Here is a 13,239-nt window from a genome sequence, read left to right on the forward strand (position 1 = left end):
ACTACTTGAGTGTCTCCGCTTTTAGCAATACATCCTCTATCGTTCCCACATACAGAAAAGCTTGTTCGGGAAGATTATCGTACTTGCCGGAAATGATCTCTTTTACTGAACGAACTGTATCTTTGACCGGCACAAAAATACCCGGTTGATTGTTAAAAGCCTCGGCTACATGCAGGGGCTGTGAAAGGAAATTTCTCAATCTTCGAGCCCGATTTACCACTCCTTTGTCTTCTTCTGAAAGTTCATCCATTCCCAGAATAGCGATAATATCCGCCAGTTCTTTGTATTTTTGAAGAATCTCCTGCGCTTGTCGCGCAACCATATAATGTTCTTCGCCAACATATTCCGGGCTTAACGCCTGTGAGTTGCTGCCCAAGGGATCGACCGCGGGATAAATGCCCAATGCGGCAATGTTTTGATCGAGAACAGTCTTCGAATCAAGATGAGTAAAAGTTGTCGCCGGAGCTGGATCGGTGAGATCATCCGCGGGAACATAAATTGCTTGAATGGAAGTAATTGAGCCATTGTTGGTCGAGGTAATCCGCTCTTGAAGTTGCCCCATTTCCGTGGCTAGAGTCGGTTGATAACCGACTGCGGAAGGCATTCTGCCGAGCAAGGCTGAAACCTCACTTCCAGCCTGTGAAAAACGGAATATGTTATCAATAAACAACAGGACATCCTGATGGGCCGTATCTCGGAAATACTCCGCCATTGTAAGTGCCGTTAACGCTACCCGCATTCTTGCGCCCGGCGGCTCATTCATTTGACCAAAAACAAGCGCCGTCTTATCAAGGACTCCGCTCTTTGTCATTTCTAGATATAAGTCATTGCCTTCGCGGCTTCTTTCACCGACACCCGCGAAAACTGAAATACCGCTCTTTTCGGTGGCGATATTATGAATCAATTCTTGAATAAGAACGGTTTTGCCTACGCCCGCTCCGCCAAAAAGCCCGACTTTGCCGCCTTTTAAATATGGACACATCAAATCGAGAACTTTAATTCCGGTCTCCAAAATTTCATGGCTGACATTCTGATCTTTGAAAGATGGTGGATTACGATGAATGGGCTGATGAAGTTCATGGGAAAAATCTCCCCCCTTATTGTCAATTGGGCGCCCTAAGACGTCAAACATTCGGCCGAGGGTACATTTTCCAACCGGAACGGATATCGGCTCACCGGTATTTAACACTTTCATTCCTCGAACTATCCCGTCCGTAGGTCCCATGGCGACCGTTCGTACCACGTCATCTCCGATATGCTGAGCCACTTCTACCACCAATGGTTCCTTCTTTGATAACGGTATCTCTAAAGCGGTCAAAAGATTGGGGAGTTGCCCCTCGGGGAATTGAACATCGATAATCGGTCCGATAGCCTGAATTATCTTGCCTTCCGCTAATTTTGTTTTGTTCATGTGCTTGATCCTCACTTTCCGCCGGCAATTACTTCCGTTATTTCTTGGGTAATTGCTGCTTGTCGGGCGGTATTATATTCAATCATTAATCGATCAATTAAATCATCAGCATTCTTGGTGGCTTGCTCCATGGCGTTTCTTCTCGCGCTTTGCTCAGAAACCTGAGAGGCTAGCAAGAACGAATATAGGCGAGAGTTTATGTATATTGGAAGTAAACTAATAAAGAATTCTTCTCTTGTCGGTTCCACAATTGCTCCCGGGTGAAGATTTTCCATAGGTGACGGAGTGTCTTTTGCATTTTTTAAAGGAAGCAACTGTACGCTATTTACCCGACTTGATAGGGAATTAAGATATTCCGTATAATGAACGATGACTCGCCTATACTTCTTTTGTGCATAGGCATGCCGGATAAAAGAAGCTAAGAATCTCGTTTCATCAAAATCAATGCCTAAATCAATAAAGTTTTCAATTTTGGTATAGGGGGTATCCTGAAAGTGACGATGACCGCGCCGGCCGATGATAACAAGCGCATCCGCCGGTTTCAAAATCGGTTCCACTTTCGCATAGATGGCATTATTGAAAGATCCGCATAATCCAAGCGATGAAGTAATGATGACATGCAAATCACCTTCGGCCTCTATTTGCTCACTAAAATAAACCGAGGTGATTTCTTCATCGGTATTAATCGTATTCCGCATGAGCTCAATAAAGTCATCCGAAAAACGCTTGTTCTCCTCGTAGCGCTTCTGCCATATTTTTAATTTGGTTATCGCCACTAATTTCATAGCTTTAGTAATTTTACTCGTGGCCTTGATTGAAGTGATACGGCGTTTCGTTACCTGCATTGCAACCGACATAATTAGATTGCCTCATCATTTGTAAATGTCTTAGTGGATAACAGATCTTTTACAAATGTCACTATTTTCTCTTCTAAATCATCGACAAATTTTTTGTTTTGCATGACAGAAGCTAAATATTCCGGATGCTGTATGGTCAAGGTTCCGTATGCTTCCTCTAAAAAAGTATGAATTGAAGATAGGGGAATATTCTCCAAAAGGCGAGATTTAGCAATCAGCAATTCAAAAATTTCTTGCTCCAACTTAAAGGGGGTATATTGCGGTTGACGCAGAACTTCCATCAGCACTTCCCCGTGCCGCAGCACCCTTTTGGTGGAAGAATCCAAATCGCTGCCGAATTGGGAAAAACTTTGCAGTTCACGATAGTTTGCTAATTCGATTTTCAACGACCCCGCCACTTGTCTCATCGCTTTTATTTGGGCTGATCCGCCAACCCGAGAAACGGATTGGCCGCTGTCGATCGCCGGTCTTTGACCTGACGCAAAAAGTGAGGACATGAGAAATATTTGCCCGTCGGTGATAGAAATAACATTTGTCGGAATATAGGCCGAGCGATCGCCGGCTTGCGTCTCAATGATGGGCAAAGCGGTAATCGATCCGCCGCCGTTTTCATCCGAAAGACGGCAGGCTCTTTCCAATAACCGCGAGTGAAGATAGAAAATATCTCCGGGATAAGCTTCCCGGCCAGGAGCCCTTTTCAAAAGTAATGACAATGTGCGGTAGGCAACCGCATGCTTTGATAAATCATCATAGACTATTAAGACATTCTTTCCTTGTTCCATCCACTCTTCGGCAATGCTTACTCCAGCAAATGGAGCAATCATTTGTAGGGGAGCCAGTTCGCTGGCGGTAGCCGAAACTATCGTCGTATATCCCATCGCTCCTTCATGCCTTAAACGATCGGCAATATTTGCCACACTACTCTGCTTTTGGCCGATAGCGACATATACGCAAAGAACATCTTTTCCTTTTTGATTGATTATCGCATCGATGGCGATTGCCGTTTTCCCCGTTTGTCGATCGCCAATGATCAATTCCCGTTGTCCTTTTCCGATTGGAATCATCGAATCAATGGCTTTGATGCCTGTCAATAAAGGTTCATTGACTGGTTGCCGAAGCATAACTCCGGGAGCAATTCGCTCAATTGGTCTTGTCTTAGAATATTTAATTGGACCTAAACCGTCGATTGGCTGGCCGATAGCGTTGACTACCCGGCCGATAAGTCCGTCGCCAACCGGGACTTCCACCACTTTACCCGTCCGCTTAACTGTGTCGCCCTCTTTTATCTCATAATCATCGCCTAAAAGAACGGCACCGACATTGTCCGGTTCCAAATTTTGCACCATCCCATAAACATCGCCGGGAAAGAGAAGTAATTCGCCAAGCATCGCGCTGTCTAATCCATAGATAATAGCAATACCGTCGCCAATACTCACAATGGTCCCCACATCGCTAGCGACAATTTGGGTTTTATAATTCTTGATTTCCGCTTTAATTAAAGCGCTGATTTCATTTGTATTGATTGTCATGTTACTCCGCCTTTCCTTTGCGCAACTTGAGTAATAACTCGTTTATTTGATGACTGACCGAACCATCATAAACTTCATCGCCAATAGTAACTTTAACTCCGCCGATCAAATTCGGCTCCAGTCGATTCGTTAACTCCACCTGGTGAGCGCGAACGGCAGATAGCGCCTGCTTTAATTTTGTTAATTCGCCATCCGTCAACGGTTGCGATGAGAAGGCAATTCCCTCCTCAATTCCCTTATCCGCATTGACTAAATAGCGAAACTTTTTTGCTATTTCTTTGATATCGCGAAGCCGACGCCGATCAATTAATAAATTCACAAAATTAATCAGATACGGCATATCAAATTGTTTAAAAACCTTATCGACGATGCGATGGCGGTCTTCTCTTCTAATAAACTCGGAGGTCAAAACCGCATAAAATTGCGGAAATTCATGAAAGGCACGAAGCAGAAAAGAAACGGCTTCTAAATATTGATCAGTTCTTTTTTCTTCCTTTGCAATACCATATAGGGCTATCGCATAACGCTCGGCAATGCTTTCCATATCAGTTCTTTATATCCTTGATAAAATCATCAACCAAGCGACGATTATCCGTTTCATTAATCTCCCGACCCAAAACTTCTTTAGAAGCCAAAAGGGCGACATTAACAATTTCATCATGAATTGCTGCTTCCGCTTCCTGACGAGCCTGATTAATTTCTTCCAGCGCCTTTTGTTTTTCCTGACGAGCGGCCTCTTTGGCTTCCGCCATCATTTTTTCTCGTGCCACCTCAGTTTGCGCCTTTGCTTCCATAACTAAATTGACCGCTTTTTTTCTTTCTTCGAGAACGAGAGCGTCGGCTGCCGCCAATTTGTCTTCCATCTCTTTTTTCTGGGATTCGGCATCTTTGATATTTTTTTCAATGTAATCCGCTCGCGTTATAAGCATTTTCCTTACCGGCTTATATACGAGTTTAACGACAATAATAACAAGCACACCAAAAGCCAATAATTGCGTAACCAAAGACCAGATGTTTTCTGGTATCAGTTTGCGATAAAAATCATCGGCATTAAACGGCGAACCACTGGAAAAAATCCACATAAAACCATCTCCCTAACAAAATATTTTAGAAAACGAAAATCAACAACAGAGCGACTAAAAGTGCATAGATGGCGGTGGTTTCAACTAAAGCCACGCCAATAAACATCGTGCTTCTCAGTCTTCCTTCCAATTCGGGGGCGCGCATGATCGCTTCAATCGTCTTTGCAACCACTTTGCCCTCGCCCATGGCCGAACCGGCACCCGTTAGAATGGCGATGCCTGCGCCTAAAGCAATAAGGCCGTCGCCAACGGAGGCATCTGCTAAAATCCGAGAAAAAGAATTCAATAAATCCAATAACATATTAGTTCTCCTTTACTATAATTCTCTCTTTTTTATTAACTTCTCCTGACGATTTTGCACTGGTTGTATCCGGACTTGGATCTTCGAGTGAAATAAAAATCATCGAGAGAATAATAAACACATAAATCTGCACGGCGGACGAAAATAAATCAAAATACATATGGAGCCACGGAGTAATCAGCGGAGCGACAAAGATACTTGAAACTCCACCTTGAATCAGCCATCCAAAAAGTGCGGTCGAAAGTGATTCTGTCGCCCAATAGGCAATAGTCATTATTGACCATCCAGCCAAAGCATTGCCAAATAGACGGAAAGAAAGTGAAATGAGCGGCGCCCACATCGATATAAGATTCACCGGTAAAAACACGGCAAATGGATCCAGGAATCGCTTAAAGTACCTCCACTTATTAGCGCGGATTGCCGTGACGTGAATCATAATAAAAGTAATCAAAGCCAATGACAGAGGAACCATATAATTGGTCATCGGGGTCGGTAAACCAATAAGACCGATAGTAAAGCCAAAGAACATATACATCGCGACTGCCAAAAAATACCCCCCATAGCGATGGTATTTAGTTCCCATATTGTTCTTTACCATATTGTCAATGGAAGAAACCATCAATTCAGCAAGATGGACTATCCCTCGAGGCCGTTTCAGCGGGTCAGTATGCTTTACTTTAAAATATATGATTAAGGAAATAATCAGCACAATAAAAACAATAATAATTGAAGTAATTATTTCTCCCGGTAGATTTATTGTGGCTAACCAATCAATAATTGCCTGCATATTACTTTACCTTAAGATTTTGATCTTTGCTTTTTCCGTTCGTAGAATTCAGCAAAATACAGGCCGATACGAACGGGGAAAAAGCCTCCAAAAACAGTGAATACATTAAAGACATCATATCCTTTCTTCCATAAAAACAAGGAAAGAAACATCGCCCCTCCATAGAGCAAGATGCGAATGAAGAAACCACCGCCTGCTAACGCCATGGCCAATGGTCGGGCATCCCCACTGATTGTCATCGAAGTTTGAAAAGCGATTAGACCATAATTTATAAACCCGATAGTCACTCCCAACACCCACCCTAAAAACAAACTCATCGTGCCGATGAGCGCCCAAAGTATTCCGAAGACGATAGTCCCTAAAGCGGAGATAATTGCCGCCGCAAGAAGCGCATGTTGATTAAATGATTTATTTTCCATAATTTACGATAATTGGTCGATAACGACGAATAAATTATAACATAACCCACTATGGTTTGAAACTAATTAAACTTGATAGATAATAAGGTTTATGCTCCGGTGTATCTTTGGCATTGCCAACATAAAAACTTTGTGTTCCTATTATAAAACATCTAAGCGTAATTTATAATTCTTCAATGTTTTTTAATCCGGCAGCCAGTTCCGTCACTCGCGCTGAAGCTTCTTCTTTCGTAGCCGTGCCCCTCAAAAAATTATCGATAATCCGGGCTACATCCTTTGCCCCTTCTTCGTTTATTCCTCTGGTTGATAACGCCGCAAAGCCAATTCTGATTCCGCTGGTAACCGTCGGCCGCTCTTCATCATGAGGTAGCATGTTCTTATTGACGGTAATACCAATTTCTTCAAGCATTTTTTCTACTTTGTCACCGGTAAGGCCAAAACTCGCCTTGGTGTTTAACAAAAACAAATGATTGTCTGTTCCGCTTACCACATCTTGAAGACGCTCAAATTCTTCGGCGCAAGCTTTCGTGTTAGCAATAATTTGGCGTGCATATTCTTTAAACTCGGGTTGACTGGCTTCAAAAAAGCATTGCGCTTTAGCTCCGATTATATTTTCTAACGGTCCGCCTTGAAGGCCCGGAAAAGTAGCCTTGTTTACTTTGGCAATGATATCTTCGCTATTAGTAAGCACAATTCCGCCCCTTGGTCCCCGCAACGTTTTATGAGTGGTTGAAGTAACAATATCGGCATAAGGCAAAGGATTGGGATGCAGCCCGGCGGCAATTAGACCGGCAATGTGGGCCATATCAACCATAAAAACCGCTCCGACACTATGAGCAATCTCGCCAATTTTTTTAAAGTCAATTGTATATGGATAGGACGAAAAACCCGCCAAAATCATCTGTGGTTTTTCTTCTTGAGCAAGGTTTAAAAGTCCCGGATAATCAATATGACCATCATCTAAAAGATGGTAATGAACAAAATTATAGTATTTGCTGGAAAAATTAACTTTTGATCCGTGAGTTAAATGTCCGCCTTCATCTAAACCGAGCGATAATATTTTATCCCCCGGGTTTAAAGTGGCATAATAGGCGATCATATTCGCCTGGGAGCCACTGTGCGGCTGAACATTAGCATATTTGGCATCGAAAATTTTTGTCACCAACTCTATGGCTCGATTCTCGATTAAGTCAATATTAATACACCCCCCGTAGTAACGATGTCCGGGAAAGCCTTCAGCATATTTATTTGTAAGAATCGAACCGCAAAGCGCGCGAACTTCCTTGGAGGCGAAATTTTCACTTGCGATTAATTCCAACCCATTATTTTGCCGATTGGTTTCGGCCGTTAAATACTCTTTAATTTTTGGATCCATATTCTTAAATCCTCACTTTTATTTCTCTATTATAGATGATGTTTTAAAAAATTATTAATAAATGTAATCGCCGTCTTTACTTTAAACTCTTCTTTTATTTAATTTACCGAAAAAAACACGGATTAAAATTATCAATATAGATTTCTTCATCTTTATGCGACCAATATCAGTAATCAATCGCAAAACACAATTGACAAACATAGGCATAAAATAAACAATTAAAAAAGAAAGTTCAGGTAATTTATTATGACTAACTTCACTAATTTCTTGAAGACTCCGTTGGCCCATCGCGGATTGCATAATCAACAATTCGCCGAAAACTCTCTCGGAGCTTTTCAAAATGCCGTCGCTGCTGGCTATGGAATTGAACTGGATGTTCATCTGATAAAAGATGGAAGTCTTGTCGTTGTCCACGATAACAATTTAAAAAGAGTGACCGGTAAAGACGGCCTTGTGGAGAATTTAACTGCCGAGGAATTAAAGGAATATCCTTTACTGATTGGGGGCGAACTAATCCCCTCTTTCGATGCGGTTCTTGCCCTCGTCAACGGTAAAGTCCCACTTCTTATCGAACTAAAAGTCGAAAATGATTTCAATCCAAAATTGGTTGATCTCGTTATGAAATCCCTTGAGAAGTATCCCTTTTTGGAAAATACGGCTGTTCAATCATTTAATCCTTATGCCATTAAGTATATCCGCGCGCAATATCCCAACCGCTTTCCCTACGGACAATTAATCAGCAAGGACTTGCCCGGACAAAGCAAAATGGTGCATTTTGTTTTTAAAACCTTACTTGTAAATAAAATTTCGCATCCTGATTTTGTTTCTTACGACATAAATTTTCTTCCCTTCTGGCGCATACGCCGACTGAGGAAAAAAGGAATGCCTATTTTAAGTTGGACTATCAACAGTGAAGAGAAATTGCAAAAAGGGCGCAAATATAGCGACAATATCATTTTTGAGACGATAAAACTTTAATGCTTAGCCGCCAAATAAGTGATAATATGTTGATGAAAGTCGTTTTAAAACATAAAGGAGCATAATTTATGACAAAGTCGGATGCTGGTCACACTGCGCCTAAGCTTAATTTGAAACGGACATTTAGTGTCGGTTTCGCTTTCTTACTTATTTCGATGTTTTGGTCGGTTTATGACAATATCGTGGCGAAGATGTTAATCAATGACTTTGGACTCAACCAAACTTGGTCGGGAGTTCTCTTGGCATTGGATAATATTATCGCCCTTTTCTTACTTCCCCTTTTTGGCGCTTTATCGGATAAGACGCGTACAAAAATGGGAAAACGCACGCCTTACATTCTTATCGGCACGATTGTTGCCGCTGTTATTTTTGTCGGCTTGGCCGCTGTCGACTTTTTCCAACAGGCGGTCATCGCCAAGGAAGCCATTTCCGGAGTTTTAGAAGGAACGGATGGCTTTTATTTTACGGTCAACGGAGTAATTAGCACCTCAAATCCAGTTAAAAGTGTCGTGGCTACTGCTCGTAGTACGTATATTTTCCAAGTGATAACCACCAATTATTCCGGATATCTTGTCGCCTTCATCGGTATTCTACTGATTGTTTTAATTGCTATGGCATCCTTTAGAACTCCAGCAGTTAGTTTGATGCCTGATGTAACGATTAAACCTTTACGTTCAAAAGCAAATGCGGTGATAAACCTAATGGGAGCTGTCGGTGGGCTCGTGGCCTTACTGGCGACTAACTTCCTGGGTAAGGATTATCAAAACTACATCCCGTTATTTGCCCTTATCGGTGGACTGATGCTGGTGATGCTTTCCGTATTTATGATTCTAGTGCGTGAGGTTCCTTGGTCAAAATCGATGGAAGAAGATTCCATCCGTTATGGCATTGAAAAGAAAGAAACTATCGCTAAAGAAGATGCCGATCCTAAATATAAGGAAAAAATGCCGAAGGATGTCAAAAAATCTTTCTTGCTCATCTTAGCTTCCGTTATCCTTTGGTTTATGGCTTATAATGCGGCAACTTCAAAGTTTAGTGATTATGCTACCAACGTGGTGGATTTCTCCTCGTGGGCATTGGCTTTAATGATTGCCAATGTGGCAGCGATTATTTCTTTCTATCCGGTGGGAATCATCTCTACCAAACTGGGACGGAGAAAAACGATTCTCGGAGGAATTATTATTCTTCTCGTGGCCTTTATTCTCGGTTACTTTGTGACTAAAGAAACCAACTTCCTCATGTTTGTTACAATGGCTTTGGCCGGTATCGGTTGGGCAACAATCAATGTTAATTCCTACCCAATGGTCGTGGAAATGAGTCATGGGTCTAATATTGGCGTTTATACCGGCTACTACTACACCGCTTCAATGGCTGCGCAAATTGCCACACCGATTTTTAGCGGTATTCTTATGGATCTCATTGATCGACGGGTCCTATTTATTTATTGTGCCGTCTTTGCCGCTTTGGCCTTTGTCACGATGCTCTTTGTCCGTCACGGCGACAGCAAACAAATCAACGATGAGGTTGTGGAAATTGATTTAGATTAGTATGACACTCGATATTTTTAATCACTCGCTCGATATTATCAAAACAAAAAAGTTATTTCTTTTGGATCAAGACGGAACGCTCTATAATGGTTCCGTCCTTTTTCCTCAAACCAAAAACTTCTTAGATTACATTAAAAAGCTGGGCGCCAGATATATTTTTATCACTAATAACTCTTCTCAATCGGTTTCAAGTTATATTCAAAGAATGGATGCCTTCGGTATTAAAACGGATGCGGATGATTTCTTTACTTCAACCGAGGCTACGATAATTTTTCTAAAAAAACACTATCCGCAGGCTAAAGTTTTTGCCCTCGGAACCACTTCCTTTCTTGAAGCGCTTAAAGCGGGAGGAATTCAATTGGTATCTTCCGTTGAGGCCGACTGCGCTTTACTCGCTTATGATCGAGAATTGACCTATCAGAAGCTTGTTGACTTATGTGAACTACTATCAACCAAAGATATTCCTTACTTGGCCACCAATCCCGATTGGGTGTGTCCGATTGACTTTGGCTATATTCCCGACTGTGGTTCCTTCGCGTTTATGATTGAGAAGGCTACCGGTAAAAAGCCTTATTTTATTGGAAAGCCTCAGCCGGATATGATTGAGATTGTCGCTAATAAATATCAAATACAAAAGAAGGATGTTGTTGTTATTGGCGATCGCCTTTATACCGATATACAAAGCGCGGTTAACGCTCGGGTTGATTCTATTCTCGTTTTAAGCGGGGAAGCCTCTTTAAATGATTTAAAGGCATCTTCAAGCCAGCCAACCTGGGTTGTCAATTCTATCGGTGAGTTGATTCCATAGACTACAAGTATAAATAAGTAACGGCGATGAAAAAAAGGCTTGTTAAGATTTTAATATCCTAACCGCCTTTTTTTAATTCGTTGGTTTAGTCAAGCCCTTTCTTATACTGCCGATTTATTCTTTCAATTATCGAAGCAAATTCCTTAGGATCTTCCATATCGGTAATTGGAAGCCACAGTATATGCTTATCGTTGACTTTATAATAATCAAATATTTTTCTCAAAACCGGGTAATAATTAGTGTTATGTTTTGAAAGATAAGCTTCCTGTCCTTGCTCAATCGCGCGGCCTCTTTTTTTTACGTTACCGAGCAACTGTTCGTTGGACCGCATAATGACGATATGCACATCCACTTCTGGCAACGCTCTTAATCCTTCCTCCGCGATTTGATAGACAAGTTCAAGTTCATGCTGATCCATGTAGCCTTCACCATGAAGTTGCTCACTGAACACCAGATTGGAGAACATCGTGGAGTCACTGACCATATTGTCATTATTTCTTTCCTTGTAAAGAAGAATAAATAGTTCACTATAAAAGGCATTTTGAGCGATAAACGACATTGTCTCTTTGTTGTTATAGAAAATCGGAAGAAAGGGTGATTTAGCCACCGGCTCTTCGATTAAAGTTGCGTGATAATAGTCAGCAATTTTCTGGGATAATAACGACTTGCCCGCACCAGTCGGGCCGATAACTCCAAGTCTCATTTTGGTTGAACCTCCTTTAAGGTGGCAAAACGAATTGGGAATGTTTGAAGGAAAGGTGTTAACGGCTTTCTTCAACCATCTGACGAATACGGGCTACCAATAAATCGGTAGCCTCCTTATTATATCCCCCTTCAGGAATAATTATATTGGCATAGACCTTGGAAGGTTCCACATAAAGATCATGCATCGGACGAACGGTTGATAGGTATTGATTGGCAACCGAAGTCAAAGTGCGCCCCCGTTCATTGATATCCCGCTGAATTCTCCTTAACAAGCGAACATCAGCCGGAGTATCGACAAAAATTTTAAAATCAAGCAGATCCCGGATTTCCTTAATGGCAAAAACCATAATGCCTTCAACGATTATAACTGGAGTTGCTTTTACTTTTTGTGTCTCTTCCTTCCGTCGATGAAAAGAAAAATCATAACTGGGAATTGCAACTTCCCTGCCGGCTTTTAAGGATTTTAAATGCTTGACGATAAGCGGTACATCAAAAGATTCCGGAGTGTCATAATTGAGCTTTTGCCTTTGTTCAAGAGGCATTTCCGGAAAATCGCGATAATAATTATCAAGCCTAAGTACGAGAGTGGTATCACATTCTGATTGGGTAAATAAATTTTCGGCCAAAGTGGTTTTGCCCGAAGCGGTACCGCCAGCTATTCCAATCACGAATACCTTGCTCATGCGTACTATCTCCTTCCCCATATTAGCATTTATAAACGCTGATAAAAACCGGAAAATAAATAAAACGCTTACATCACCAAAAACATCATTTTTTTGATTATAATAAGTATGTTCACCCGGAGGACAAATATGCGCTTAGGAATAAATGGACCCAATGGTGCCGGCAAGTCACTGCTGACTCGGCAACTCGCCGCTTTTTTTAATTATGAGTTGATAAAAGAGCCGATTGAAAAAAATGAATATCTCAATTTTTTTTATGAGAACAAAGATCTTTTCTCCTATTTAGGTCAAAATGCTTTCTATGCCGCAATGTTCACTTTAATGTGGGATCATAAAGACCAAAAGAATGTGATATTTGATTCGACATTTTATAGTAATATCATCTATACGAAACTACTTCATCTTGCGGGCTATATGAATGAGCATCAATATCAGTTGTCGCTTGATATTGCCAAACAACACATTCGTCATCTGCCTAAACTCGATTTAGAAATTATTATAAAACGACCGAAGGATGTGCTTTTTCAAAATGTCCATCATCGAAATCGGGAGATGGAGCAAGGCCAAGATAATTATTTGAATTTTCACTTTGATAACTATTATCCCGTCGCTCAAGCAGTCTATCGCGAGTTTGGTATTCCTCAGAAGAACATACTGATGATTGAAGTGGGCGACTTAAAGGATTTAAACGAGATACAGCGTATTGCTAGGCTTATTGAAACTCGATATAATCAAGGCAAAGAAAACGAGTAAAATA

Annotated in this window: 15 protein-coding genes; 4 read left to right on the forward strand and 11 right to left on the reverse strand. The window is 41.4% G+C overall.

All coding sequences use genetic code 11. The features are described 5' to 3' along the window. Window position 1: 1 nt before the first annotated feature. The 9 genes from atpD to glyA form a co-directional block, all read right to left on the reverse strand. Entirely contained in the window at window positions 2-1,411 is a 1,410-nt protein-coding gene (gene atpD, locus PKC96_00725) for a F0F1 ATP synthase subunit beta (protein ID HML99848.1), read from the reverse strand. Between the two features lie 11 nt (window positions 1,412-1,422). Then, a complete protein-coding gene (gene atpG / locus PKC96_00730; protein ID HML99849.1) occupies window positions 1,423-2,268 on the reverse strand; it encodes an ATP synthase F1 subunit gamma in 846 nt (281 codons plus the stop codon). A gap of 2 nt (window positions 2,269-2,270) precedes the next feature. Beyond that, on the reverse strand, window positions 2,271-3,797 hold the full coding sequence (gene atpA, locus PKC96_00735) for a F0F1 ATP synthase subunit alpha (protein ID HML99850.1): 1,527 nt from the start codon (window positions 3,795-3,797) through the stop codon (window positions 2,271-2,273). 1 nt (window position 3,798) lies between these two features. Beyond that, entirely contained in the window at window positions 3,799-4,341 is a 543-nt protein-coding gene (atpH, locus tag PKC96_00740) for an ATP synthase F1 subunit delta (protein HML99851.1), read from the reverse strand. A 1-nt stretch (window position 4,342) separates the two neighbouring features. Beyond that, window positions 4,343-4,879 carry a F0F1 ATP synthase subunit B gene (gene atpF, locus PKC96_00745; protein HML99852.1) on the reverse strand — a complete coding sequence of 179 codons (537 nt, stop codon included), beginning with the start codon at window positions 4,877-4,879 and terminating at the stop codon, window positions 4,343-4,345. A 25-nt stretch (window positions 4,880-4,904) separates the two neighbouring features. Further along, complete coding sequence (atpE, locus tag PKC96_00750; GenBank protein ID HML99853.1) at window positions 4,905-5,180, reverse strand: ATP synthase F0 subunit C; 276 nt, start codon at window positions 5,178-5,180, stop codon at window positions 4,905-4,907. 1 nt (window position 5,181) lies between these two features. Continuing rightward, window positions 5,182-5,967, reverse strand: coding sequence for a FoF1 ATP synthase subunit a (locus tag PKC96_00755; GenBank protein HML99854.1), 786 nt, complete (start codon window positions 5,965-5,967; stop codon window positions 5,182-5,184). A gap of 11 nt (window positions 5,968-5,978) precedes the next feature. Continuing rightward, window positions 5,979-6,386, reverse strand: a complete 408-nt coding sequence (locus tag PKC96_00760; protein ID HML99855.1) for a hypothetical protein — start codon at window positions 6,384-6,386, stop codon at window positions 5,979-5,981. A 163-nt stretch (window positions 6,387-6,549) separates the two neighbouring features. After that, window positions 6,550-7,761, reverse strand: a complete 1,212-nt coding sequence (glyA, locus tag PKC96_00765) for a serine hydroxymethyltransferase (GenBank protein HML99856.1) — start codon at window positions 7,759-7,761, stop codon at window positions 6,550-6,552. 246 nt (window positions 7,762-8,007) lie between these two features. Between glyA and PKC96_00770 the strand changes: the two genes are divergently transcribed. From PKC96_00770 to PKC96_00780, 3 genes are all read left to right on the forward strand, one after another. Further along, window positions 8,008-8,739 carry a glycerophosphodiester phosphodiesterase family protein gene (locus tag PKC96_00770; protein ID HML99857.1) on the forward strand — a complete coding sequence of 244 codons (732 nt, stop codon included), beginning with the start codon at window positions 8,008-8,010 and terminating at the stop codon, window positions 8,737-8,739. A gap of 68 nt (window positions 8,740-8,807) precedes the next feature. Then, window positions 8,808-10,286 carry an MFS transporter gene (locus PKC96_00775; GenBank protein ID HML99858.1) on the forward strand — a complete coding sequence of 493 codons (1,479 nt, stop codon included), beginning with the start codon at window positions 8,808-8,810 and terminating at the stop codon, window positions 10,284-10,286. A 1-nt stretch (window position 10,287) separates the two neighbouring features. Then, complete coding sequence (locus PKC96_00780) at window positions 10,288-11,094, forward strand: HAD-IIA family hydrolase (GenBank protein ID HML99859.1); 807 nt, start codon at window positions 10,288-10,290, stop codon at window positions 11,092-11,094. 85 nt (window positions 11,095-11,179) lie between these two features. Here the strand turns inward: PKC96_00780 and PKC96_00785 are convergent, their stop codons facing one another. After that, window positions 11,180-11,797 (reverse strand): deoxynucleoside kinase, encoded by a 618-nt coding sequence (locus PKC96_00785; protein ID HML99860.1) that lies wholly within the window; start codon window positions 11,795-11,797, stop codon window positions 11,180-11,182. Between the two features lie 58 nt (window positions 11,798-11,855). Continuing rightward, on the reverse strand, window positions 11,856-12,482 hold the full coding sequence (udk, locus tag PKC96_00790) for a uridine kinase (protein HML99861.1): 627 nt from the start codon (window positions 12,480-12,482) through the stop codon (window positions 11,856-11,858). A 129-nt stretch (window positions 12,483-12,611) separates the two neighbouring features. Between udk and PKC96_00795 the strand changes: the two genes are divergently transcribed. After that, a complete protein-coding gene (locus tag PKC96_00795) occupies window positions 12,612-13,235 on the forward strand; it encodes a deoxynucleoside kinase (protein ID HML99862.1) in 624 nt (207 codons plus the stop codon). Window positions 13,236-13,239: the final 4 nt, after the last annotated feature.

Source organism: Bacilli bacterium (assembly GCA_035326105.1).
GTDB lineage: Bacteria > Bacillota_I > Bacilli_A > RFN20 > CAG-826 > UBA7706.

Coding starts and splice junctions, on each gene's coding strand:
- atpE (HML99853.1), bottom strand. CDS start 5,180: ATGTTATTGGATTTATTGAATTCTTTTTCTCGGATTTTAGCAGATGCC.
- PKC96_00770 (HML99857.1), top strand. CDS start 8,008: ATGACTAACTTCACTAATTTCTTGAAGACTCCGTTGGCCCATCGCGGA.
- udk (HML99861.1), bottom strand. CDS start 12,482: ATGAGCAAGGTATTCGTGATTGGAATAGCTGGCGGTACCGCTTCGGGC.
- PKC96_00795 (HML99862.1), top strand. CDS start 12,612: ATGCGCTTAGGAATAAATGGACCCAATGGTGCCGGCAAGTCACTGCTG.
- atpH (HML99851.1), bottom strand. CDS start 4,341: ATGGAAAGCATTGCCGAGCGTTATGCGATAGCCCTATATGGTATTGCA.
- atpG (HML99849.1), bottom strand. CDS start 2,268: ATGTCGGTTGCAATGCAGGTAACGAAACGCCGTATCACTTCAATCAAG.
- PKC96_00775 (HML99858.1), top strand. CDS start 8,808: ATGACAAAGTCGGATGCTGGTCACACTGCGCCTAAGCTTAATTTGAAA.
- PKC96_00755 (HML99854.1), bottom strand. CDS start 5,967: ATGCAGGCAATTATTGATTGGTTAGCCACAATAAATCTACCGGGAGAA.
- PKC96_00785 (HML99860.1), bottom strand. CDS start 11,797: ATGAGACTTGGAGTTATCGGCCCGACTGGTGCGGGCAAGTCGTTATTA.
- atpD (HML99848.1), bottom strand. CDS start 1,411: ATGAACAAAACAAAATTAGCGGAAGGCAAGATAATTCAGGCTATCGGA.
- PKC96_00760 (HML99855.1), bottom strand. CDS start 6,386: ATGGAAAATAAATCATTTAATCAACATGCGCTTCTTGCGGCGGCAATT.
- atpA (HML99850.1), bottom strand. CDS start 3,797: ATGACAATCAATACAAATGAAATCAGCGCTTTAATTAAAGCGGAAATC.
- glyA (HML99856.1), bottom strand. CDS start 7,761: ATGGATCCAAAAATTAAAGAGTATTTAACGGCCGAAACCAATCGGCAA.
- atpF (HML99852.1), bottom strand. CDS start 4,879: ATGTGGATTTTTTCCAGTGGTTCGCCGTTTAATGCCGATGATTTTTAT.
- PKC96_00780 (HML99859.1), top strand. CDS start 10,288: ATGACACTCGATATTTTTAATCACTCGCTCGATATTATCAAAACAAAA.